The sequence below is a fragment of the Streptomyces sp. NPDC056128 genome (assembly GCF_042263835.1).
In the GTDB taxonomy this organism is placed as follows: Bacteria; Actinomycetota; Actinomycetes; order Streptomycetales; family Streptomycetaceae; genus Streptomyces.
Map to the genome: position 1 here is coordinate 64,071 of NZ_JBHJVQ010000004.1, position 26,244 is coordinate 90,314.

Annotated in this window: 3 protein-coding genes; all 3 read right to left on the minus strand. The window is 74.0% G+C overall.

All coding sequences use genetic code 11. The features are described 5' to 3' along the window. Nucleotides 1-13: 13 nt before the first annotated feature. The 3 genes from ACFC1X_RS11135 to ACFC1X_RS11145 all read right to left on the minus strand — a co-directional run bounded on the left by ACFC1X_RS11135 (nt 14) and on the right by ACFC1X_RS11145 (nt 25,747). On the minus strand, nt 14-15,508 hold the full coding sequence (locus ACFC1X_RS11135; protein WP_376351184.1) for an SDR family NAD(P)-dependent oxidoreductase: 15,495 nt from the start codon (nt 15,506-15,508) through the stop codon (nt 14-16). 67 nt (nt 15,509-15,575) lie between these two features. After that, nucleotides 15,576-20,342, minus strand: coding sequence for a type I polyketide synthase (locus ACFC1X_RS11140; protein ID WP_376351187.1), 4,767 nt, complete (start codon nt 20,340-20,342; stop codon nt 15,576-15,578). Beyond that, the gene (locus tag ACFC1X_RS11145; RefSeq protein ID WP_376351190.1) at nt 20,342-25,747 is read right to left on the minus strand and encodes an SDR family NAD(P)-dependent oxidoreductase; all 5,406 of its coding nucleotides are present in this window, start codon (nt 25,745-25,747) and stop codon (nt 20,342-20,344) included. Before ACFC1X_RS11145 ends, ACFC1X_RS11140 begins: the two co-directional genes overlap by 1 nt. Between the last annotated feature and the right edge of the window lie 497 nt (nt 25,748-26,244).

Genomic DNA, 26,244 nt, shown 5'->3' on the forward strand with positions numbered 1-26,244 from the left:
ATTCTCTTCCTTGTCACAGAGCGTCGTCGTCGCCGACGAAACCGTCGAGGGCCAGGTTGATCAGGCTCTCGGCGTCCATCGCGTCCATCGCGTCGATCGAAGGGCGGCCGGACGCCGCGTCGCCTGCCTCGTCTCGCGCGGGTCGTACGCCGGCGAGTTCGAGCAGGCTGTCCAGCAGTCCCGACGCACGGAGTTTGTCCAGCGGGATGGCGGCCAAGGCCGCGCGGACGCCGTCGTCCTGAGTGTGGGAACCGTCGTTCGCCGACGGGGCCAGTTCGGCCGCCAGGTGGTCGGTGAGGGCGGTGGGACTGGGGTGGTCGAAGACCAGCGTGGCGGACAGCCTCAAGCCGGTGGCCTCGTTGAGCCGGTTGCGGAACTCGACCGCCGTCAGTGAGTCGAAACCGAGGTCCTTGAAGGGCAGGTCCGCCTCGAACTCCTCGGTCCCGAGGACGTGCCGGGCCTCCTCGCGCACCAGGTCCAGCAGCCTTGCGGTCCGCTTCTCGGGTGTCGAGGCGGCCAGTTCTCCCCGGAGCGCGGCCGAGGCGGCCGACCCGGACCCGCCCGTGCGGCGTGGCACACGGATCAAGCCGCGCAGCAGCGGGGCGACCCGAGCGGCGTCCCTGGGAGCGCTCAGTTCGAGGCGCGCGGGAAGCAGGACGGCTTCGGGACGTCCCACCGCGGTGTCGAACAGGTCCAGTGCCGCGTCCGCGTCGAGGGGCAGTACCCCTCCGGAGGTCATGCGGCGGGCGTCGGTGTCGCCCAGCCGGTCCGCCATGCCGCCGCTGCCCGCCCAGGCGCCCCAGGCGAGGGAGACGGCGGCCAGTCCCTGGGACCGGCGGTGCGTGGCGAGGGCGTCGAGGAAGGCGTTGCCGGCGGCGTAGGCGGCCTGGCCCGGGCTGCCGAGCAGACCCGCCGCGGACGAGAACAGCACGAGCGCCGTCAAGGGCCGGTCGGCGGTGAGGTCGTGCAGGTGCAGCGCGGCGTCCAGCTTCGGTCGCAGCGCCCTGTCCAGCTGCTCCGGTGTGAGCGAGGTGATGACGGCGTCGGCGAGAACCCCGGCCGTGTGGACCACGGCGGTGACCGGATGTTCGTCCAGGACCCGGGCGAGGACGGCGCGGTCGGAGACGTCCCCTGCGACGAGCGTCACCCGCGCGCCCAGGGAGGTCAGTTCCTCGCACAGCTCCCTCGCGCCGGGTGCTTCGGCCCCGCTGCGGCTGAGCAGGACCAGCCGCGTGACGGAGTGCGTGGTGATCAGGTGCCGGGCCGTCAGGCGGCCGAGTGCGCCGGTGCCCCCCGTGACGAGGACGCCGCCCGACCAGTCGACCGGGTCCGTGGCTTCCAGTCGCGGGGCCCGCACGAGCCGCGGGGCGTGCGCCGCGCCCTCCCGGAGCACCAGCTGGGGTTCGCCGGAGGCGACGGCGGAGGGCAGCAGCCGGCGCGAGGCGTCGGAGTCGTCGAGTTCGGCGAGGATGATCCGCTCGGGATGCTCGGACTGAGCCGAACGCAGCAGGCCCCACGCGGTGGCCGCGCCGGGGTGGACGACTTCCCCGGCGACGATGCCGACGGCGCCGGAGGTGACGACGACGAGGCCGGTGCCGGCGAACCGCTCGTCCGCCAGCCACTCCTGCACGATGGCCAGCAGCCGCCGTGTCGCGGCGCGGATCCGTTCGGGACCCTCTCCACCCGCGTGCGGGACGACGAGGGTGACCGGGTGCTGGGCGGCGGCCTCGTCCAGGTCGGCGGCGGCGAGCACCTCCGCGACCTCACCCGCCAGGGTGGTGGCCAGGGCCTCGTGGCCGGGGCCCAGGACGGTCCAGCGGTCCGCCTGCGGGACGGCCGGCACCGCCACGGGCACCCAGTCGAGGGTGAACAGGTCGTCGTGGCCGCCGGCCGCGGCGGCGGCGATCCGGGCGGGATCGACCTCCCGCAGGGCCAGTGACGCGACCCGGGCCACGGGCCGGCCGGTGGCGTCGGCGGTGTCGATCCGCACGGCGCCCGAGTCGAGCGGCGCGATCCGCACCCGCAGGGCCGTCGCGCCGGCGCGGTGCAGTTCGACACCGCTCCAGGCGAACGGCAGCGCCATCCGTTCGGCGGCGCCGTCACGCAGGCCGATGGCGTGCAGCGCGGAGTCGAACAGTGCGGGATGCAGGGCGAACGGAGCGCCGTCGGGCCGCGTGGAGACCTCGGCGTACACCTCGTCGCCGGAGCGCCAGGCCGCCCGCAGGCCCTGGAAGCGGGGCCCGTACTCGGCGCCGAGTGCGCCGAGCCGTTCGTACACGTCGTCCAGGCCGACCGGTTCGGCTCCGGGAGGCGGCCAGGACGTCAGGTCGTACGGGGGCGCCGAAGCCGGGTCCGCCGGGCGGAGTGTGCCGGTCGCGTGGGTGGTCCAGGGGTCGCCGTCGGACTGTGCGGAGTAGACGCGGAAGTCGCGTGCTCCGGCGGGGTCCGGCTCGCCGACCGTGCACTGGAGCCGGACGGTGCCGTGCTCGGGCAGTGCCAGCGGTTCGGCGACGGTCAGTTCCTCCACGACGGGGCAGTCCAGGCGGGCCCCCGCGGCGAGGGCCATCTCGACGAACGCGGTCCCGGGCAGCAGAGGTACGCCGCCCACCGCGTGGTCGGCGAGCCAGGGCTGCGCGGACAGCGAGAGCCGCGCGGTGTACAGGCTCGCGTCGGCGTCGGCCCGTTCCACGGCGACGCCCAGCAAGGGGTGATCGGCGACGGGCCCGGTCGCACTCGCGTCGCCGGTCATCCAGTACCGCCCTCGCTGGAAGGCGTAGGTGGGCAACTCGGCGCCGCCGCGGTGCGGCAGCAGGTCCGTCCAGTCGATGTGGGCGCCGTGCACGTGCAGCGTGGCGAGTCCGGCGACGAGGGACTCGGTCTCCTCCCGGTCCCGGCGCTGGAGCGGAACGACGGCGATGTGTTCGGGCAGGCAGTCACCGGCCGCGGTGGTGAGCGCGCTGCCGGGGCCGACCTCGGCGAAGTGCCTCGCGCCCGCGTCGTGCAGCACCGCGACCGCATCGGCGAAACGAACGGCTTCGCGGGCATGGCGCACCCAGTACTCGGGAGTGGACAGCTCGTCCGGGGCGGCCTGGGCGCCGGTGAGGGTCGACACCAGCGGGATGCGCAGGGTGCCGTACGACAGGGACTCGGCCAGCGCGCGGAACTCCTCCAGCATCGGTTCCATGAGGACCGAGTGGAAGGCGTGGCTGACGGCCAGTTCCTTGCTGCGTTCGAACCGGGCCGCGAGCGCGCGGACCGGGCCGGCGGGGCCGGAGATCACCACGGAGTCGGGTCCGTTGACGGCGGCGATCGCGACCCCGTCGCCGAGCAGGGGCGCGACCTCGTCCTCCGCGGCGCGTACGGCCACCATGGCGCCGCCCTCGGGCAGGGCCTGCATCAGCCGTCCCCGTGCGGCGACGAGCCGGCACGCGTCCTGGAGGCCGAGCACGCCGGCCACGTGGGCGGCGGCGAACTCGCCGACGGAGTGGCCGGCCAGCACGTCGGGCCGGACCCCGAACGACTCGAGCAGCCGGTACAGGGCGACCTCGAAGGCGAAGAGGGCCGGCTGGGTGTATGCGGTGCGTTCGAGCAGTTCCGCGGAGCCGAGTACTTCGGCCAGGGGCCGGTCGAGGAGCGGGTTCAGGTGGCCGCTCACCTCGTCGTAGGCGTCCGCGAAGACCGGGAACGCGGTGGCGAGCCCCGCGCCCATGCCGGGCGTCTGGGAGCCCTGGCCGGAGAAGAGCAGGGCGAGCTTGCCGTCGGTGGCCGTGCCGGTCGCGCCCGAGGGCGGTGTGCGGCCCTGGGACAGGGCGCGCAGGCCCTCGGTCAGGTCCTCCCGGGTGTGTCCCGCTACGGCGGCGCGGTGCGCGAGTGCCGTGCGGGAGTGGGCGAGGGCACCGGCGACCTCTCGGGCGTCGGCGTCCGGTGCGTCGGTCAGGTGGTCCAGCAGCCGGACGGCCTGGGCGCGCAGCGCCTGTTCCGTGTGCCCGGACAGCAGCCAGGGCACGGCGGCAGCCGGGTGGGGCTCGGGTGTCCGCGGGCGCGCCGCCGGTTCGGCCGGCGCGGCTTCGAGGATGACGTGGGCGTTGGTCCCGGAGATGCCGAAGGAGGAGATGCCCGCGCGGCGCGGTCGCCCGGCGTCGGGCCACGGCCGGGACTCGGTCAGCAGACGGACGTGGCTCTCCTCCCATTCCACGTGCCGGGACGGGGTGTCGATTCCGAGGCTGGCGGGCAGCGTCTCGTTGCGGATCGCCTGCACCATCTTGATGACTCCGGCCACCCCGGCCGCCGCCTGGGTGTGGCCCAGATTGGACTTGACCGAGCCCAGCCACAGCGGGCGTTCGTCGGTGTGCTCGGCGCCGTAGGTGGCGATCAGCGCCTGTGCCTCGATGGGGTCGCCGAGGGTCGTGCCGGTGCCGTGGGCCTCCACGACGTCGACGTCCGCCGCGGGAACGCCGGCGGTCTCCAGGGCGCGGCGGATGACGCGTTGCTGGGCGGGTCCGTTGGGCGCCGTGATGCCGTTGGAGGCGCCGTCCTGGTTGACCGCGCTGCCGCGCAGGACGGCCAGGACCGTACGGCCGTTGCGCCGTGCGTCGCTGAGCCGCTCCACCAGCAGGACGCCGGCGCCCTCGCCGAAGCCCGTGCCGTCGGCGGCGTCCGCGAAGGGCCTGCAGCGGCCGTCGCGGGACAGACCCCGTTGCCTGCTGAACTCCACGAAGGTGCCCGGCGTGGCCATCACGGACACTCCCCCGGCCAGGGCGAGGGAGCAGTCGCCCTGGCGCAGCGCCTGTGCTGCCAGGTGCAGCGCCACCAGCGAGGAGGAGCAGGCGGTGTCGACGGACAGGGTCGGTCCCTCCAGACCGAGGGTGTAGGCGACCCGTCCGGACACGACGCTGCCGGAGCCGAAGCTGGCGAAGTAGTCGTGGTACATGACGCCGGCGAAGACGCCGGTGTCGGAACCGCGCAGGGAGGCGGGGTCGATCGACGCCCGTTCCAGGGCCTCCCAGGAGGTCTCCAGCAGCAGGCGCTGCTGGGGATCGGTCACCAGGGCCTCCTCCTCGTCCATGCCGAAGAAGGCGGGATCGAAGTCGGCGGCGTTGTGCAGGAAGGCACCGTGCCGGGTGTAGGTGGTCCCGGGGCGGTCCAGGGTCGGGTCGTGGAGCGTGTCGATGTCCCAGCCACGGTCGGTGGGGAAGTCGCCGATGGCGTCGCGGCCTTCGGCGACCAGCCGCCACAGCTGCTCCGGCGAGGCGATGTCGCCGGGGAAGCGGCAGGCCATGCCGACGATGGCGATGGGTTCGTCGGCCGCGGTCCGCGCCGTGACCACCGCCGCGGGGCGGTCGAGGGTGTCCGTCAGCTCGCCGAGCAGGTAGCGGGCGAGTTCGGCCGGGGTCGGGTGGTCGAAGACCAGGGTGGCGGGCAGCCGCAGGCCGGTCGCGGCGGCCAGGCCGTTGCGCAGCTCGACCGCGGCCAGCGAGTCGAAGCCCAGTTCCCGGAAGGCCAGGGTGCGGCCCACGTCCTGGGCCGAGCGGTAGCCGAGGAGGGTGGCGACGCGGCCGCGCACCAGGTCGATGAGGAACGGCTCGCGTTCCTGCTCCAGCAGTCCGGCGAGCCGGTCCCGAAGGGAGTCCTCGCCCGCGGCAGCGGCACCGGCGGCGGTCGCCCGGCGGACGGGCACCAGACCGCGGAACAGCGGAGCCACCGTCTCGGTACCGGCCCGCAGCGCGGCGATGTCGAGGCGCAGCGGCAGGACGACGGGCTCGTCTTCGCGCAGGGCCGCGTCGAACAGCGCGAGCCCGTCCTCGGTCCCGAGCGGAGCGATGCCGCCGCGGGCGATGCGCGCCCGGTCGGTCTCGTCGAGGGTTCCGGTCATGCCGCCCGAACGGTCCCACAGGCCCCAGGCCATGGAGTGGGCCGGCAGGCCCAGGCTCCTACGGTGCGCGGCCAGTGCGTCGAGGTAGGCGTTGGCGGCCGCGTAGTTGCCCTGGCCGGGCGAGCCGAGGGTCGCCGCGGAGGAGGAGAACAGGACGAACGCCGACAGGCCGAGGTCCGCGGTGAGTTCGTGCAGGTGCCAGGCCGCGTCGGCCTTCGGACGGAAGACCAGGTCGACGCGCTCGGGGGTGAGGGAGTCGAGCACGCCGTCGGCCAGGACACCGGCCGCGTGGATCACGGCGGTCAGCGGCCGCCGCGCGGGGATCGCCGTCAGGGCGGCGGCGAGCGCTTCCCGGTCGGAGACGTCGCAGGCGACGCTGGTGACCTCGGTGCCGAGTGCGGTCAGCTCGGCGACCAGTTCGTCGGAGGCACCGCTCCGGCTCAGCAGCAGCAGATGCCGGACGCCCCGCTCGCCGGCGAGATGCCGCGCGACGACGCCGCCGAGGGCGCCGGTCGCGCCGGTCAGCAGGACGGTGCCGGTGCCCAGCCCGGGAGCGGGCGGGGCCGACTCGTCCGGTACCGGCTCGGGGGCCGTGACACGGGCGAGGCGCGGCACGTACCAGCCGCCCTCGCGCAGGGCCAGGTGCGGTTCGCCCGTGGCGAGGGCCTCGGCGAGGCGGTCGGCGTCGGGTTCCGCACCGGGCTCGGTCTCGATCAGGACGACGTGGTCGGGGTTCTCCGACTGGGCCGAGCGGACCAGGCCGCCGACCGCGGCGCCGGCCGGGTCGGTGCCCGTGAGGACGACGAGCGGGCTCTCGGCGTCCCGCTCGTCGGCGAGCCGAGCACGCAGCTCGTCCAGGACGGTACCGACGGCCGCTCGCGCCTCGGCGGCGGTGACACCCGTCGGGGCGCGGAGCACGCGCACGCTCCCCGAGTCGTGGGCCGCGTCCGGTGCCGGCGCCGGCACCCAGTCGACTCGGTGCAGCGCACCTGCCCCGGCCGGCCGTGCGGCGGCGTCCAGCACGTCGGTGCGCAGCGGACGCAGGGTGAGGGAGTCGACCGTGGCGACCGGGGCTCCCGTGGGATCGGCGAGGGTGAGGGAGACCGTGCCCTGGCCGGTGTTCCGGATCCGTACCCGCAGCGAGGTCGCGCCGGTGGCGTGCAGCCGTACTCCGGACCAGGCGAAGGGCAGCAGCGCCTCGTCGGCGGTCGGGTCGGCGAGGCCGACGGTGTGCAGCGCGGCGTCGGAGAGGGCGGGGTGCAGGTCGAAGCCGTCTACGGGGGCCGGGGTGGCGATCTCGGCGCAGACGCCGTCCTCCGTCCGCCAGGCGGCCTCCAGTCCCTGGAATGAGGGGCCGTATTCGAGACCGAGGCCGGCGAAATCCTCGTACAGCCCGTCGAGGACGATGGGCTCGGCGCCCTGCGGGGGCCAGGAGATGAGCGGTTCACCGGCGGCCGGGAGGCTGCCGGTGGGGGCGAGCAGGCCGTCCGCGTGCCGGGTCCACGGCAGTTCCTCGTCGGCGCTCTCCACGCGGGACCAGATGGTCAGCGAGCGGGTCGTGTCCCCGGGCGGGCCGACGACCGCCTGGACCTGGACGGCACCGTGGTCGGGCACGACCAGCGGGGCGTGCAGGGTCAGTTCGCTCACGTCCCCGTGGCCGGCCTCTGAGCCGGCTCGCAGCGCGAGTTCGAGGTGCCCGGTGCCCGGGAACAGCAGCCGGCCACCGACCCGGTGGTCGGTCAGCCAGGAATGCGTTCCCGCCGAGAGCCGGCCGGTGAGCACCGCTTCGCCACTGTCGGCCCGCACCATCGCGGCTCCGAGCAGGGCGTGGTCGGTGGCGGCGAGACCGGCGGACGTGACGTCGGCGCCGGTGGCCGTGCTGTCCAGCCAGTACCACTCACGCTGGAAGGCGTAGGACGGCAGGGGCACTTGGCGCGTGGGGCGGCCTTCGGCGACGGCCGACCAGTCCGGGTCGGCGCCGTGGACCGCGGCCTCCCCCAGGACGACGAGCATCCGGTCGCGGCCTCCCTCGTCCCGGCGCAGCGAGCCGACCGCGGCCACCGCGTCGTCGGTCTCCTGGATGCCGACGGTCAGCACGGGGTGGGGGCTGGACTCCACGAAGAGGGTGTGGCCGTCGGTGACGGCCGCGCGCACGGCCGCCTCGAAGAGGACCGTGCCGCGCAGGTTCGTGTACCAGTAGTCGGCTCCGAGTTCGGAGGTGTCGATCAGGGTGCCGGTGACGGTCGAGTAGAACGGCACCTCGACGCGGCGTGGTTCGATGCCGGCCAGGACCTCGGCGAGGCGTTCGCGGAGTGACTCGACGTGGGCGCTGTGGGAGGCGTAGTCCACCGGCAGCCGCTTGGCGCGGACCGTTTCGGCGCGCAGCTGGGCGCGGAGTTCGTCGAGGGCGTCGGAGTCACCGGAGACGACGGTGGAGACCGTGCCGTTGACGGCGGCGACCGACAGTCGGCCGTCCCACGCCGCGATCCGCTCGCGGACGGCTTCGGCGCCCTCGCCGACGGACATCATGCCGCCGGAGCCGGAGAGCAGTTCGGCGATGGCCTGGGAACGCAGCGCGACCACTCGGGCGCCGTCCTGCAAGGACAGCGCGCCCACCGCGCACGCCGCGGCGATCTCCCCCTGGGAGTGGCCGATGACGGCGGACGGACCGATGCCGTAGCTGCTCCAGGTGTGGGCGAGCGACACCATGACCGCCCACAGGAGCGGCTGGACGACGTCGACCCGGTCGAGAGCGCCGCTCAGTTCCGCGTGGAAGTCCCAGTCGATGTGCGGCCGCAGAGCGGCGGCGCACTCGGCCATCCGGGCCGCGAACACCGGTGACTGGTCCAGCAGTTCGGTGGCCATGCCGGACCACTGGGAGCCCTGGCCGGGGAAGACGAAGACGGGCCGGGCGCGGCCGGTGGCACTGCCCTCGATGAGATTGCGGGCGGTGCCGCCGATGACCAACTGGTGCAGTGCGTGGCGGAGTTCGGCGGGGTCGTCGCCGGTGAGGGCGGCCCGGTGGGGGAAGCGGGCGCGGGTGGTCGCGAGCGACCAGCCGATGTCGGACGGGTCCAGGCCGGGATGGGTGTCGAGATGGTCGAGCAGCGCGGCGGCCTGACCGGCCAGGGCCGCGGGCGACTTCGCCGTCAGCAGCCACGGTGCGGCCGGGCCCTCGGCCGCGTCGGGCGCGGGCTCGGCAGGGACGGACGGAGCCTGTTCGAGGATGACGTGGGCGTTGGTGCCGCTGATTCCGAACGAGGACACCCCGGCCCGGTGCGGCCGCCCCGTGCCCGGCCAGGGGTGCTCCTCCGTCAGCAGGCGCACCCGTCCCGCGTCCCAGTCGACCTTGGTGGACGGCAGGTCGACGTGCAGCGTCCTCGGCAGGGTGTCGTGGTGCATCGCCATGACCATCTTGATGACGCCGGCGACCCCGGCCGCGGCCTGGGTGTGCCCGATGTTGGACTTCACCGAGCCCAGCCACAGCGGGGCGTCCTCGGGCCGGTCCTGACCGTAGGTGGCCAGCAGGGCCTGTGCCTCGATCGGATCCCCGAGCGTCGTGCCGGTGCCGTGCGCCTCCACCACGTCGACGTCGGCGGTGGTGAGGCGGGCGTTCTCCAGGGCCTGACGGATGACGCGTTCCTGCGAGGGGCCGTGCGGCGCGGTCAGTCCGTTGGAGGCGCCGTCCTGGTTGACGGCGGTGCCCCGCACGACGGCGAGGACGGGATGGCCGTTGCGGCGGGCGTCGGCGAGGCGCTCGACCACCAGGACGCCGACTCCCTCACCCCACACCGTACCGCCGGCCGCGTCCGCGAACGCGCGGGTGCGGGCGTCGGGGGCGAGCGCGCCCTGGCGGCTGAATTCGACGAACGTCTCCGGAGTGGCCATGACGGCGACACCGCCGACGAGCGCCAGGGAGGACTCGCCCTGGCGCAGTGACTGCGCGGCCAGGTGAAGCGCCACCAGCGAGGAGGAGCAGGCGGTGTCGACGGACAGTGAGGGCCCTTCCAGGCCGAGGGTGTAGGCGACGCGGCCGGAGATGATGCTGCCGGAGCCGAAACTGCCGAAGTAGTCGTGGTACTGGACTCCCGCGAACACACCGGTCGGGCTGCCCTTGAGGGTGAGGGGGTCGATGCCCGCGTTCTCCAGGGCCTCCCAGGAAGTCTCCAGCAGCAGCCGCTGCTGGGGGTCGGCCACCAGCGCCTCCTTGGGGCTGATACCGAAGAACGCGGCGTCGAACTCGCCCGCCTCGTAGAGGAAGCCGCCCTCGCCCACGTAGGACGTGTCGGGCCGCTGCCCCGAGGGGTCGACGACACGGTCCACGTCCCAGCCGCGGTTGGCGGGGAAGGGGGCGATCGCGTCGGTGCCGTCGGCGACCACGCGCCACAGGTCTCCCGGGGAACGGACTCCGCCCGGGTAGCGGCAGGCCATGCCCACGATCGCCAGTGGCTCGTCGGTGCGGCTGGGAGCTGTACCGCGGGTCCGGTGCGCGACGGTACCGGAACCGGCGACCAGGGTGCCGAGGTGCGTGGCGAGGGCGAGGGGCGAGGGGTGGTCGAAGATCAGGGTGGCGGGGAGCCGCCGGCCCGTCTCGGCGGACAGGGAGTTGCGCAGTTCGATCGCGGCGAGCGAGTCGAAGCCGAGCTCCTTGAAGGCCCGGTCGCTGTCCACGGTGTCCGGCCCGGTGTGTCCGAGGACGACGGCCACGTGGGTGCGGACGGTACGCAGCAGAGCCTCGGCCCGCTCCGTCTCGCCGAGGGCCGCCATGCGGTCGGCGAAGGTCGGCCCCGCCTCCTGGGTGGCCGCCTCACGGCGGATGGTGTGGCCTCCGACCAGGGTGCGCAGGATCGGGGCGAGGCCTCCGCCCTGCGCGCGCAGCGCGGAGGTGTTCAGCCGTACCGGCACCAGCGAGGGACGCGCGGCGCGGAGCGCGCGGTCGAACAGCGCGGTGCCCTCGTCGGGCGTGAGGGGCGTCATGCCGCCGCGGGACATGCGGGCGAGGTCGGCTTCGTCGAGGGCGCCGGTCATGCCGCCGGCCGGGATCCACGGGCCCCAGGCGAGGGCCAGGGAGGGCGAGCCGTGTGCGTGGCGGTGGGTGGCGAGCGCGTCCAGGAGCGCGTTGGCGGCGGCGTAGTTGCCCTGGCCCGGGGCGCCGACGGTACCGGCGACGGAGGAGAACAGCACGAAGGCCGACAGGTCGTGCTCGCGGGTCAGCTCGTGCAGGTGGAGTGCGCCGAGCGCCTTCGGGGCGAGTACGGCGTCCATCCGCTCCGGCGTCAGCGAGGACACCACACCGTCGTCGAGGACACCGGCGGCGTGCACGACCGCGGTGAGCGGACGCTGCCGCCCGGCTTCCTCGACGACAGCGGCCAGGGCGTCGCGGTCGGCGACGTCGCAGGCGTACGCGGTCACGGTCGCGCCGAGCGCGGCGAGTTCGGCGACCAGTTCCTCGGAGGCACCGCCTCGGCTGACCAGCGCCAGGTGGCGCACCCCGTGCGTGGTGATGAGGTGCCGGGCGAGTACGGGTCCCAGTCCCCCGGTGGCACCGGTCAGCAGCACGGTGCCGTCGGGGTCGAGGGAGAGCGCTGTCGCTTCGTCGGGGACGTCGGCGCGCGTCAGCCGGGCCGCGTGCGCGGTGCCGGAACGGACCGCGACCTGGGGTTCGCCCGTGGCCACGACGGCGGCCAGGACCTCGTCGCCGTGCCGGCCGGCCTCGTCGAGGTCGAGGAGCACACAGCGGCCGGGGTTCTCCGACTGTGCGGTGCGCACCAGCCCCCACACCGCCGCGCCGGCCAGGTCCGGCACGTCCTCCCCCGCGACGGAGACGGCGCCCCGGGTGATGACGGCCAGCGGACGGGGGTCGTCGTCCTGGAGGGCGGCGAGGGCGGTGTGCAGTGCCGCGCGCACGGTGTCCCCGTTGTGGCCGGGCTCGATCCGCAACAACCGGTGACCGTGGTCGGGGGCGTCGGTCTCCAGGACCACGGGCTGCCAGTCGACGGCGTACAGGGCATCGTCGGTGGCGTCGTGCTCGCGCCGCAGCCCGGTGAGCGGCCGGGAGGCCAGCGAGGTGACGGTGGCGACGGGGGCGCCGGTGGCGTCGGCCAGGTCCACGGTGAAGGTGTGGTCGTCGGTGGGCGTCATGCGGGCCCGCAGGACCGAGGCGCCCGCGGCGTGCAGGGTGACTCCCGCGAACATGAACGGCAGCCGGGCGGTGTCGTCACCGGAGCGGTCGCCGTCACCCCCGCCCTTGCCCGCGCCCGCGCCCTCGCCGAGCAGGGCCAGCGCGTGCAGGACCGCGTCGAAGGCGGCCGGATGCAGCCCGAACCGCGGCGCGTCGGTGGCCTGGCGCTCCGGCAGCCGTGCCTCGGCGTAGAGGTCGTCGCCGTCCCGCCAGGCTCCGGTGAGTGCTCGGAAGGCGGGCCCGTACGCGAGTCCGGCGGCCGCGTGCCGCTCGTACAGGCCGGTGAGATCCAGTTCCTCCGCCCGGGACGGCGGCCATTCCTCCAGCCGGACCCCCGCAGCTGCCGGGCCGTCGGCGAGCAGGCCCGAGGCGTGCAGGGTCCAGACCGCGTCGGGCCCTGCTCCCTCAAGGCGCGCGTAGATCTGGACCGTACGGACTCCTGCCGCGTCGAGCGCGCCGACGGCCACCTGGACGCGGACGCCGTCGTCGGGTGGCAGAACCAGCGGGATCTCCAGGGCCAGTTCCTCCAGCCGGCCACAGCCGACCTGGTCACCGGCCCGCACCGCGATCTCCACCATGGCGGTGCCGGGCACCAGCACGGCGCCGCCGACCACGTGGTCGGCCAGCCACGGGTGGGTGCGCACGGACAGACGCCCGGTGAGCACCGCTCCTTCCGATCCGGCGAGCACCGTGGCGGCACCCAGCAGCGGATGGTCGGCGGAGTCCAGTCCGGCCGAGCCGATGTCTCCCACGAGCGCCGCCGTCTCGGGCCAGAAGCGTGTGCGCTGGAAGGCCGTCAAGGGCAGGTCGACCACGCGGGCGCCGGTGAACAGCGTTTCCCAGCGCGGTCCCGCGCCGCCCACCCACAGCTGGGCCAGGGCGGTGAACAGGGTCTCGGGTTCATCCCGGTCCCGGCGGGTGGCGGCCGCGAGGACGGAGTCCTGACCGCCGTCCTCGTCGGCGCCGAGGCATTCGCGGGCCATGGCGGTCAGCACCGCGTCGGGGCCGATCTCCAGGAAACGGGTGACCCCTTCCCGGGAGAGGGCGCGGATACCGTCCTGGAATCGGACGGCCTCACGCACGTGCCGCACCCAGTAGTCGGGGCCGGCGATGTCCTGGCCGGCGAGCGCGCCGGTGACGTTGGAGACCACCGGGATGGCGGCCGGGCGGAACGCCAGGGACCGGACCACTGCCCGGAACTCGTCCAGCATGGGTTCCATGAGCGGCGAGTGGAAGGCGTGCGACACCTTCAGCCGGCGGGACTTGGCGAAGCGGGCGGCGATGCTCTCGGCTTCGGCGGCGTCACCGGAGATCACCACGGAGTGCGGCCCGTTGACGGCGGCGATGCCGACCCGTTCGGTGAGCAGGGGCCGGACCTCGTCCTCCGTCGCGCGCAGGGAGATCATGGCGCCGCCCTCGGGCAGCGCCTGCATGAGGCGTCCACGCGCGGACACCAGGGTGCAGGCGTCCTCCAGATCGAGCACACCCGCCACGTGCGCCGCGGCGATCTCGCCGATGGAGTGTCCCGCGAGGTAGTCGGGGCTGAGGCCCCAGGACTCCACCAGCCGGTAGAGGGCGACCTCGAAGGCGAACAGCGCGCTCTGGGTGCGCTCTGTCCGATGGAGCGGTTCGGGGTCGTCGCCGAGGACCAGTCCCCTCAGGTCGTCGCCGAACAGGTCGCAGATCCGGTCGAACTCGCGCGCGAACACCGGGAAGTGCTCGTACAGCCCGCGGCCCATGCCGGGGCGCTGGGAGCCCTGGCCGGTGAAGAGGAAGGCGGTCTGGCCCCTGCGTACGCGGCCCAGCGCGGTCGGCCGTCCGTGGTCGGCGACCCGCGTCACCGCGGCGAGCAGCGCGTCGCGGTCTGCGCCGAGGACGACGGCACGGTAGGGGTGGGCGGTACGGGAGACCGCGAGGGAGTGGGCCACGTCCACCGGGTCGGCGTCCGCGGCGGCCGACGCCAGGCGGGCGGCCTGCTCGCGCAGCGCCTCTTCCGTCCGCCCCGAGAGCACCCAGGGCACCAACGGCGGCGCCGTGCGCGGCGCGGGATCCGCCAGAGGCGCTTCCTCGGCCGGCGGCTCTTCGAGGATGGTGTGCGCGTTGGTCCCGCTGGCGCCGAAGGAGGAGACCGCGGCACGGCGGGGGCGTCCGTGGCCGGGCCAGGGACGGTTCTCGGTGAGCAGGCGGACCTGGCCGCGGCTCCAGTCGATCTTCGTCGACGGATCGTCGGCGTGCAGCGTCCGCGGCAGGACGCCGTGCCGCATCGCCATCACGGCCTTGATGATTCCCGCGACGCCCGCGGCGGCCTGCGTGTGCCCGATGTTGGACTTCACCGACCCCAGCCACAGCGGGGCGTCCTCGGGCCGGTCCTGACCGTAGGTGGCCAGCAGGGCCTGTGCCTCGATCGGATCCCCGAGCGTCGTGCCGGTGCCGTGCGCCTCCAGCAGGTCGACGTCGGCCGGGGCGAGGCGCGCGCCGGCCAGCGCGGCCCGGACGACCCGCTGCTGGGAGGGGCCGTTGGGTGCCGTCAGACCGTTGGAGGCCCCGTCCTGGTTGACGGCGGAGCCCCGGACGACGGCGAGCACCTCGTGACCGTTGCGGCGGGCGTCGCTCAACCGTTCCAGGAGCAGCATGCCGGCGCCCTCGCCCCAGCCGGTGCCGTCGGCGGTGTCCGCGAAGGACTTGCAGCGGCCGTCCTGAGCGAGGCCACGCTGGCGGCTGAAGGCGACGAAGGAATTGGGGGTGGCCATGACCGTGGCGCCGCCCGCCAGGGCGAGGGTGCACTCCTTGCCGCGCAGGGCCTGGACGGCCAGGTGGACGGCGACGAGCGCGGAGGAGCAGGCGGTGTCGACGGTGACCGCCGGGCCCTCAAGACCGAGGGTGTAGGAGATCCGGCCGGAGATCACGGCGGCCAGGGCGCCCGTGCCGAGAGCGGCCTCGCTGTCCTCGGGCATCCTGGCCAGCAGGTCCCGGTAGTCCTGTCCGTTGGTGCCGGCGAACACCCCGACCCGGTCGCCGTGCACCGAGTCGGGGGCGATACGGGCGTGTTCCAGCGCCTCCCACGACACCTCCAGCAGCAGGCGCTGCTGGGGGTCCATCGCCAGGGCCTCCCGCGGGCTGATGCCGAAGAAGTCGGGTTCGAATCCCGCCGCGTCGCGCAGGAAGCCGCCTCGGGTGGAGTACGTCCTGCCGGTGGCGTCCGGGTCGGGGTCGTACAGCGCGTCGACGTCCCAGCCGCGGTCGTCGGGGAAGTCCCCGATCGCGTCGGTGCCGTCGTGGATGAGCCGCCAGAACTCCTCGGGGCTGGTGACACCACCGGGGAAGCGGCAGCTCATTCCGACGATGGCGATGGGTTCCTGGTCCTGGCCTTCCACCTCGCGCAGCCTCTGGCGGGTCTGGTGCAGATCGGCGGAGACCCGCTTGAGGTAGGAGAGCAGCTTTTCGTCGTTGGTCATCGGATGTCGCCACTCCTGTGCGAAGAGGTGGACTGCGGGTGGGCCCAGGTGTCGCGGGAGTACGGGGTCACGCCGAGCCGAGTTCGTTGTCGATGAAGGCGAAGACATCGTCGGCGGAGGCTTCCTCGAGGCGCCCGGTGACGAGGTCGGCGTCCTGGCCGACGGTCTTGTTCAGGTCGTTGAGCAGGTTCTGGAGCCGGGTGGTGACCCGGCCCTGCTCGATGTCGTCCGCTGTGAGGCCGGCCAGGCGGGTGGCGAAGCGGTCCAGTTCGGCGGCCAGGGTGTCCACGGTGGCGTCCACTCCCGCGAGTTCGGTGCCCAGGTGCTTGGCGAGGGCCGCGGGTGTGGCGTAGTCGAAGATGAGCGTGGCGGGCAGCGGCACCTCGGCGGCGCTGCTGAGCCGGTTGCGCAGGTCGACCGAGGTGAGCGAGTCGAAGCCCAGGTCGCGGAAGGCGGTGGTCGGCTCGACGGCGGACGCGTCGGCGTAGCCGAGGACACCGGCGGCCTGGCCGCAGACCAGGTCCAGCAGGGCCCGCTCGCGCTCTCCGCCGGTCAGGCCGGCCAGCTTCTGGGTGAATCCGTGGGCGGCGTTCACCGCTTCCGGCCCACTCGTGGAGGGCGTCGCGCCGGGCAGCGTGGCCAGCAGGGCACTGGGGCGGCTGGCGGTGAAGGCCGGGGCGAAGACGGACCAGTCGACGTCCGCGACGGTGACGGTGGTGTCGCCGCCGTCCAGCGTCCGGCGCAGCGCCGTCAGCGCGAGGTCCGGATCGAGGAGGGTCATACCCATCGCGCGGGCCGCCGAGCGCACCGTGCCGTGTGCGGCCATGCCGTCGCCGCCCCACGGTCCCCAGGCCACCGAGGTGGCGGGCATTCCCGCCGCGTGCCGGTGCTCGGCCAGGGCGTCGAGGCGGGCGTTGGCGGCGGCGTAGTTGGCCTGCCCGGCCCCGCCGACGGTCGCGGTGAGGGACGAGAACAGCACGAAGGCGGAGAGGTCGTGGTCCTTGGTCAACTCGTGCAGGTGCTGGGCGGCTTCGGCCTTGGGGGCCAGGACGTGGGCGAACCGGTCGGGGGTGAGGGCGTCCAGGACGCCGTCGTCGAGGACGCCCGCGAGGTGGACGACCGCGGTCAGGGGGTGCTCCGCCGGTACGGAGTCGAGCAGTTCGGCCAGTGCGGAGCGGTCGGCGACGTCGCAGGCGGCCATGGTGACGGTGGCACCGATGGCGGTGATGTCGCGGGCCAGGTCCACGGCACCGGGGGCCTCGGCGCCCCGGCGTGAGGTGAGCAGGAGGTGGTCGGCGCCCTCGGTGGCGAGCCAGCGGGCGACCGCGCCGCCGACGGCGCCGGTGGCCCCGGTGACCAGCACGGTGCCGGACGGCTTCCAGGGGGCGCCGGCGCGGGCCGGGGCGTGCTCCAGCCGCCGTCCGTGGGCGCCGGACTCGCGGACCACGATCTGGTCCTCGCCCCCGGCGTCACCGAGCAGTTCGGCCAGCCGTGCCGCGGTGCGCGGACCGATCTCGGCGGGCAGGTCGATCAGCCCGCCCCAGCGGTCCGGATGCTCCAGAGCCGCGACCCGGCCGAGGCCCCACACTCCGGCCTGGGCGTGACCCGTGACCTCGTCGGCCGTCTCCCGGTACACGGCGTCACGGGTGACGCACCACAGCGGGGCGTCGGCACCGACGTCTCCGAGGGCCTGTACGAGGGCGGCGGTCGTCGCCAGTGGGGTCGCGGGGGCCAGCAGGGAGAGCACCCCGTCGACGCCGGCGCGGCCGGTGAGCAGGGCTGCCAGTTCCGCGCGATCGGCGGTGTCCGGCACCGTCAGGGTGTCGACGCTCAGGCCGTGGTCCGCGAGAGCACCGGCAACCTGACCGGTCCAGGGGTCGGTTGCGGCGGACTCGGGGACGATGACGAGCCAGCTGCCGCCGAGGACCGGGGTGGCGGCGGGCGCGAGCGGTTCCCAGGTGACGCGGTGCCGCAGTCCGTCCGCGGCGGCGTGCGCCCGGCGCCGGCCGTGCCAGGCCGCGAGGGCCGGGACGACCGCGGCCACGGAGTTCTCGTCGTCCAGGTCGAGGGTGGCGGCGACGGCGGACACGTCCTGTTCGCGCACCAGGTCCCAGAAGGGGTCGCCGGCGTCGCCGTCCGCGCGGCCTGCCGCCGAGCGCTCGGCCTGGAGGATGGGTGCGTCCTCCCAGTGCCGGTCGCGGCGGAAGGGGTAGGTGGGCAGGTCGAGGGACCTGCCACCGACGAAGACGGCCCGCCAGTCGGGGCCGGCGCCGGTGAGGTGGAGCCGGCACAGGGCGTCGACCAGTGCGGTGTCCTCCGGGCGGTCGCGCCGCTGGGTGCCGATGGCCTCGGCGGCGACGTCCTGCGCCATGTTGCTGAGGACCGAGTCGGGGCCCACCTCAAGGAAGCGGGTGGCGCCCTCGGCGGCGAGGGTGAGCAGCCCGTCGTGGAACCGGACGGCCTCGCGCACGTGCCGCACCCAGTAGTCCACCGAGGTGAGGTCGTCGGCGACGCGTCCGGTGACGTTGGAGACCACCGGCAGCGCGGGTTCGTGGAAGGTGAGACCCTCCAGCACCTCGCGGAAGGGCGCGAGCATCGGGTCCATGCGTCCCGAGTGGAAGGCGTGCGAGACCTTCAGCCGGGTGCTCTTGTCGACCTTCGCCGCGACGGCCAGGACCGCCTCCTCGTCGCCGGACACCACGACCGAGCGTTCACCGTTGACGGCCGCGATGTCGACGCCGTCGGTGAGGAGTCCGGTGACCTCGGCCTCGGTGGCCAGCAGGGACACCATGGCGCCGCCGGCCGCCAGGTCCTGCATGAGACGGCCCCGGGCGGCGACCAGGGCGACCGCGTCCTTGAGGTCCAGCACACCGGCGACGTGAGCGGCGACGATCTCGCCGATGGAGTGCCCGCTGAGCAGGTCGGGGCGCACCCCCCAGTGTTCCAGCAGCCGGTAGAGGGCGGTCTCGAAGGTGAACAGGGCGGCCTGGGTGTACATGGTCCGGTGCAGTGGCGCGTCCGCGTCCCCGGCGCCGGCGTCCTCGTCGAGCATCACGTCGCGCAGCGGCCGGTCGAGATGCTGGTCGAACGCGGCGCACGTCTCGTCGAAGGCCGCGGCGAACACGGGGAAGCTGTCCCGCAGGACGCGGCCCATGCCGATGCGTTGCGAGCCCTGTCCGGAGAAGAGCACGGCGAGGCGTCCGGGTTCGGGAGCGACGACCGGCTCGCGGGTGCCGTCGGCGACCTCCCGCAGGGCGGCCAGCAGTTCGTCGCGGTCGCGTCCGGTGACGGCCGCGCGATGCGTGAACTGGGAGCGGGTGGTGGTCAGGGAGTATCCGACGTCGTACGGGTCGAGGCCGTCGGCGGCCGCGAGCAGTTGCCGCGCCTGCCGCTGTACCGCGTCGGCGCCCTTGCCCGAGAGCAGCCACGGTACGACGGGGAGGGCGGCCCGGGGCGGCGCTCCGTCGTCGGTCCCGGCGGGCGGCGGCGCCTCTTCGAGGATGGTGTGCGCGTTGGTGCCGGAGATGCCGAACGAGGAGACGCCGGCGCGGCGAGGGCGCCCGTCGCCGCCCCAGGGGCGGGGTTCGGTGAGGAGTTCGACGTCGCCGGCCGTCCAGTCGACCGCGGTGGTGGGGGTCTTGGCGTGCAGCGTCCGGGGCAGGGTGCCGTGGCGCATGGCCATGACCATCTTGATGACGGCACCGACTCCGGCGGCGGCCTGGGCATGGCCCATGTTGGACTTGATGGATCCCAGCAGCAGCGGTCGCCCCTCGGGACGGTCCTGTCCGTAGGCGGCGATGACGGCCTGGGCCTCGATGGGGTCGCCGAGGGTGGTGCCGGTGCCGTGCGCCTCCACCGCGTCGATGTGGTGCGGGGACAGTTGCGCGTCGGCGAGGGCCTGTCGTATGACACGGATCTGGGCCGGTCCGCTGGGAGCGGTGAGCCCGTTCGAGGCACCGTCCTGGTTGACCGCGCTGCCGCGGACCACGGCGAGCACCTTGTGGCCGTTGCGCCGCGCGTCCGACAGCCGCTCCACCAGCAGCATGCCGGCTCCCTCGGCCCAGGCGGCGCCGGCGGCGTCGTCGGAGAAGGAGTGGCAGCGGCCGTCGGGTGACAGGGCCCTGCGCTCGCTGAACTCGATGAACATCTCGGGGCTGGCCATGACGGCGGCACCGCCCGCCAGTGCCAGGGAGCACTCGCCCCTGCGCAGGGACTGGATCGCCGAGTGCAGCGCGACCAGGGAGGACGAGCACGCGGTGTCCATGGTGATCGCGGGACCCTCCAGACCGAGGGTGTAGGCGATTCGGCCCGACAGGATGCTCCCGGAGATGGTGCCGCCGACGTAGTCGTGGTGCATCAGGCCCGCGAAGACACCGGTCGGGGTGCCCCGCATCGCGGCGGGATCGATGCCGGCCCGCTCGAAGGCCTCCCAGCTGACCTCCAGCAGCAGCCGCTGCTGCGGGTCCGTGCCGGGCGCGTCCTTGGGGCTGATGCCGAAGAAGGCGGGATCGCATTCGGCGGCGTCGTACAGGAAGCCGCCGTGGCGGACGTAGGTCCGGCCGGGGGCTCCGGGCTCGGGGTCGTAGATGGCTTCGGTGTCCCAGCCCCGGTCGGTGGGGAAGTCGGAGACGACGTCGGCGCCCTCGTCGACGACACGCCACAGGTCCTCGGGGGTGCGTATCCCACCGGGGTAGCGGCAGCCCATGCCGATGATCGCGACGGGCTCGTGGTCCCGCTCCTCGAGCTCCCGCACGCGGCGGCGACTGCGCTCGAGCTCCGACGTGGCTCGCTTGAGGTAGTCACGGAGCTTCTCGGCCGTGGCCGGGGCTTCCATCACAGGGCTCCCAGTTCGTTGTCGATCCTCGCGAAGAGTTCTTCGTCGCTGGCCTTCTCGACGTCCTGCGGCTCCTCGGGCGCGGTTACGCGGCCCGAGTCGTCCTGCCAGCCGCGTAGCAGCGCCTCCAGGCGCGCCCTGACGCGGGTGTGGCTGCCGTCCAGGTCGGGGAGGACGAGCAGCGTCTTCTCCAGCCGGTCCACGTCGGCCAGGACGGACCGGGCGAGGTCGGCCGGTCCGGGCACGAGTTCGGACTTGAGATGAGCGGCGAGTGTGCGCGGCGAGGGCTGGTCGAAGACCAGCGTCGCCGGCAGAGTGAGGCCGGTGGCGCCCGCGAGGAGGTTGCGCAGTTCGACCGCGGCGAGCGAGTCGAAGCCCATCTCGTGGAAGGCGCGCCCGGGGTCCACGGCCTGCGGCGTCGGATGGCCCAGCACGGCGGCGGTGTGCGTGCGGATCAACTCCAGCAGGGCACGGTCCCGTTCGGTGTCGGGCAGCGCCGCAAGCCGCTCGCGCCAGGGGCTGCCCGAAGCGCCGCCGGGTGTTCCGGCACCGTCCCGGCGGATGGCGGGGCGGACCAGGCCGCGCAGCAGGGCCGGTACGCCGTCCGGCCGTGCCCGGACCGCCGCGGCGTCCAGCCGTACGGGGACCACGACCGCGTCCTCACCGCCGACACCGGCGTCGAACATGCGCAGCCCTTGGGCCGGGGTCAGCGGCGGCAGGCCGAGCCTGCGCAGACGCTCCAGGTCGGCGGCGTCGACGGCGCCGCTCATGCCCGCCCCGGACGACCACAGGCCGTACGCCAGGGAGACGGCGGGCAGACCGAGGGCGCGGCGGTGCGCGGCGAGTCCGTCCAGGAAGGTGTTGGCCGCCGCGTAGTTGGCCTGTCCGCCGCCGACGAGCAGTCCGGCGGTGGAGGACAGCAGGACGAACGCCGACAGGTCTGTCTCACGGGTCAGATCGTGCAGGTGCCAGGCGGCGTCCACCTTCGGCCGCAGGACCCGTGCGACCTTGCCGGCATCGAGGCCGGCCAGGAGGCCGTTGTCGACGACACCGGCGGCGTGCACCACGGCCCGCACCGTGTGCCGGCCCAGGAGGGCGGCGAGATCGGCGCGGTCGGCGACGTCGCACCGGTCCAGGATCACCTCGGCACCGCCGGCGGTGAGGTCGTCGCGCAGCTCGGTGGCGCCGGGGGCGTCCGCGCCGCGGCGTCCGACCAGGAGCAGGCGGCGTACGCCGTGCTCGGTGACCAGATGGCGGGCGATCAGCGCACCCAGTCCGCCGGTCCCTCCGGTGATCAGGACGGTGCCGTCCGGGTCCCAGGTGCGGGGCTTGGCGGACTCGGCGCGCGTCAGGCGCGGTACCCGCACCTCGCCGTCGCGCACCGCCACTTCCGGTTCTCCCGAGACGAGGGCGACCGCGAGGGCGGTGTCCGGAGGCGCGCTGCCGTCGCTGCCGATCAGCAGAAAGCGGCCGGGGTTCTCCGCCGCCGCAGCGCGCACCAGGCCGAACAGTGGGGCGTGGGCGAGATGGTCGTGGCGCAGCAGCACGGCGAGCCGGCGGCCATCCCACCGCTCGTCGGCCAGCCAGGCGCGCAGGGAGTCCAGGGTGGCACCGACGAGATCCCGTGCCTGGTCCGGCAGATCCGGGCCGGTGCCGAGGGCGGACGGTACGGCCAGCAGGACCGGGTCCGTCACGGCTCCCGCGTCGGCGAGCGCGGCCAGATCGGGGTGGTGCGGGGCGTCGAGACCGGTGTCGGCGCCGCACACGGCCAGGTCGGGGACGGGCGGGTTCGCCGTCCCGGGGGCCGGGACCAGGTCGACCGTGTACAGCGGGTCCGTGTCGTCGGCGGCGAGCTGATCAGCGGAGACGGGCCTCGCGACGAGAGCGCGGACCGTGGCGACCGGTACGCCGTCGGCGTCGGCGAGGTCGAGGCGTACCGCGTCGGTGCCGGCGGGTGACAGCCGCAGGCGCAGGCGGTCGGCGCCCAACCGGTGCGGGGTGACACCGCTCCAGGCGAACGGCATCACGGCCTGTCCGTCCGGCAGGTTCAGCAGGTTCACGTGCAGGACGGCGTCGAGGAGCGCCGGGTGGACGGCGAAGGCACCGGCGGTGGCACGTGCCCCGTCCGCCAGGGCCGCCTCGGCGTACACCTCGTCTCCTCGGCGCCACATGGCACGCAGCCCCTGGAAGGTCTCGCCGTATCCGTATCCGGTGCCGGCGAGTTCCGTGTAGACGCCCGTCAGGTCCACGGCCTCGGCGTCGGGGGGAGGCCAGGGGGCGGGCTGCTCGACGGCGGGGGCCCCGGCGTCCGCCGCGAGGGTCAGGAAGCCGTCGGCGTTGCGGGTCCACGGGGCGTCGGGGGTGTCGGCGCGGCGGGAGAAGACGGTCAGCGCGCGGACCCCGTCCTCCTCGCCGTCGACGGTGACCTGTACGGCCACGGCGCCGTGCTCGGGGAGGGTGAGGGGAGCGTGCAGGGTCAGTTCTCCGACCGAGGCGCAGCCGGTCCGTTCCGCGGCCTGCAGGGCCATTTCGACGAAGGCGGTGCCGGGCAGCAGGACGGTGCCGTGGACGCTGTGGTCGGCGAGCCAGGGCTGGGATGACGGGGACAGCCGCCCGGTGAGGACCGCGCCCCCGTTCCCGGGCAGTTCGGTCGCGGCGGAGAGCAGCGGATGGCCGGTGGCGCTCTGCCCGAACCGTTCGGCGTCACCGGTGCCCGCGGAGGTGGCCTCCAGCCACAGTCGGGTCCGCTGGAAGGCGTAGGTGGGCAGATCGGTGGGCCGGGCGCCGTGCGGGGCGTAGAACGCCGCCCAGTCGAGGGAGGCGCCGGCCGTGTGCAGCCGGGCCACCGCCGTGACGAGGTCGCGCGGTTCGTCGCCGTCGCGGCGCAGACCGGCGACGCACACCGCGTCCGAGGGAAGGCACTCCCCGGCCGAGGAGGCCAGCGCCCTGTCTGGTCCCACTTCGAGGAACCTGCGTACACCCAGGTCGTGCAGGGTGGCGAGGGCCCGGTCGAAGCGGACGGGACTGCGGACGTGGTCCACCCAGTAGCCGGGGGTGGCGAGGTGGTCCGGGTCGGCGAGGGCCCCGGTGAGACTGGAGACGATCGGGATGCGCGGCGGGTGGAACACGCACCGGGCGGCGACCTCGCCGAAGGCGTCCAGCATGGGGTCCATCAGCGGTGAGTGGAAGGCGTGGGACACCTTCAGCCGCTTGCTCCGCTCGAAGCGGGCGGCGAGGGCGTCGACGGCTTCCCCGGTCCCCGAAATCACCACCGAGCGGGGACCGTTGACGGCGGCGAGGGCAACCTCGTCGTTCAGATAGGGGGCGACGTCCTCCTCGGCCGCCCGCAGCGCGGCCATGGCTCCGCCCGCGGGCAGCTCAGACATCAGGCGCCCGCGGGCCAGTACCAGGGCGACGGCGTCGGGCAGGGACAGCACCCCGGCGACATGCGCGGCGGCCAGTTCGCCGACCGAGTGGCCGGCCAGATAGTCGGGGGCGGCCCCCCAGGACTCCAGCAGACGGTACAGGGCCACTTCGGTGGCGAAGATGGCGATCTGCGCGTAGTCGGTCCGCGTCAGCAGCGCGCCCTCGCGGTCGATCACCTCGCTGAGGGGCAGCTCCATCTCGGGATCGACCAGTTCGCACACCGCGTCGAAGGCCTCCGCGAAGGCCGGGTAGGCGTGGTAGAGGCCGAGACCCATGCCTAGACGCTGCGATCCCTGGCCCGTGAACAGGAAGCCGGTCCCGCCGCCGACGCCGGTGACCGGGGTCGAGGTCGCGAGCGCGTCCAGCAGTTCGGCCACGCTGTGGCCCACGGCGACGGCCCGGTGCTCGAAGGACGAGCGGGTGGTGGCCAAGGACAGTCCGATGTCGGCGGGGCCCGCGTCCTCGCGTCCGGCGAGGTGGTCGCGCAGCCGGCTGATCTGTCCTGTCACCGCCTCCGGTGTGCGGCCCGTGACGATCCAGGGCACGGGCGTGACGGTGGACGTGCCCGCCCTGGGCTCACTCTCCTCCTCGTCGACGGGCGCCTGTTCCAGTACGACGTGGGTGTTGGTCCCGCTGATGCCGAAGGAGGAGACCGCGGCGCGGCGGGGGCGGCCGGTGTCGGGCCACTCGCCGCGCTCGCGGACCAGCTCGACGGCTCCCGTGTCCCAGTCCACCTGGTCCGTGGGGGCGTCGACATGCAGCGTGGGGGGCACTTCCCCGTGGCGCATGGCCATCGCCATCTTGATGACTCCGGCGACGCCCGCGGCGGCCTGGGTGTGCCCCAGGTTGGACTTGACCGACCCCAGGAGCAGCGGCCGTCCGGCGGGGCGTTCCCGTCCGTAGGTCGCCAGCAGGGCCTGCGCCTCGATCGGGTCACCGAGTGAGGTACCGGTGCCGTGCGCCTCGACGACGTCCACGTCCGCCGGGGAGAGTCCGGCACCGGCCAGGGCCTGGCGGATGACCCGTTGCTGCGAGGGCCCGTTGGGGGCGGTGAGCCGGCTGCTGGCGCCGTCGGAGTTGACGGCGCTGCCGCGGACGACGGCGAGCACCGAATGGCCGTTGCGCTCTGCGTCGGCCAGGCGCTCCACAAGGAGCATGCCCACGCCTTCTCCCCAGCCGGTGCCGTCCGCGGAGGCGGCGAAGGCCTTGCAGCGGCCGTCGGGGGCGAGGCCGCGCTGCCGGCTGAAGTCGACGAAGGTCTCGGGGGTGGACATCACGGTGACCCCGCCGGCCAGGGCGAGCGAGCACTCGTCCGACTGCAGGGCGCGTACCGCCCAGTGCAGGGCGACCAAGGAGGAGGAGCACGCGGTGTCGACGGTGACGGCCGGGCCTTCGAGACCGAAGGTGTAGGCGACGCGCCCGGACGCGATGCTCGCCGCGCTGCCGTTGGCGAGGTAGCCGTCCAGCTCCTCGGGGACGGTGTCGAGGCGGGAGGCGTAGTCGTTGTACATGATCCCGGTGAAGACACCGGTACGGCTGCCGCGCAGCGAGGACGGGACGATGCCGGCGCGCTCGAACGCCTCGAAGGAGCACTCGAGCAGCAGCCGCTGCTGGGGGTCCATCGCCAGGGCCTCGCGCGGGCTGATGCCGAAGAAGTCGTAGTCGAAGTCGGAGGCGTCGTACAGGAAGCCGCCGGTGCGGGCGTAGGTGGTTCCCGGTCGTGCCGGGTCGGGGTCGTACAGGGCGTCCACGTCCCAGCCCCGGTCGTCGGGAAAGTCCGACACCGCGTCGGTTCCCGTCGCCACCAGGTCCCACAGCTCCTCGGGTGAGGTCACGCCGCCCGGATAGCGGCAGCCGATGCCGACGATGGCGACGGGGGCGTGCGCGCGCTGTTCGTTCTCACGCAGGCGGCGTCGCGCCTCCCGCAGGTCGGCCGTCGTCCGCCTGAGGTAGCCAAGTAGCTGCTCTTCGTTGTTCACCAAGCCGTCCGATCGGGATCGAATGTGGGCCTCGGTCGCGCGGACCGTCTCCGGACGGGATCCCGGTCCGCTTCCCTCTCCGTTCACGGAGGCTAGGCAGCGAGCGACAGGGCCTGATACCCCTACGGCCCCCAGGAGGCAGGGGTGGGGGCGGGACGAGCGAATCGCGGACACGGCACGCCCGAACGGGCATCGGAAGCGGTGTATGTGACCGGCTTCACGCTGAGCGCGGCCCGTTTTCCTTGTTTACTCGTCGGTAAATTATTCGACCACGACTCCGGACCGTCCGATCGAGCCGATCTTCACTTTGCGGCAACCTTAAAGCCCCACCTGCCTGCTACTATCCATTCAATTCTCGATTTCTGACCAAACGCGGACAGATTTTCGCGGCGCCCATTAAGGCGAAAGTCAACGCGTCGCAAAAGACCAGCAAAACGGGGGACCCGAGTCGGTCCCGCACGACAAGAGAATCACCCAGACCGGTGCATACCTGTGGG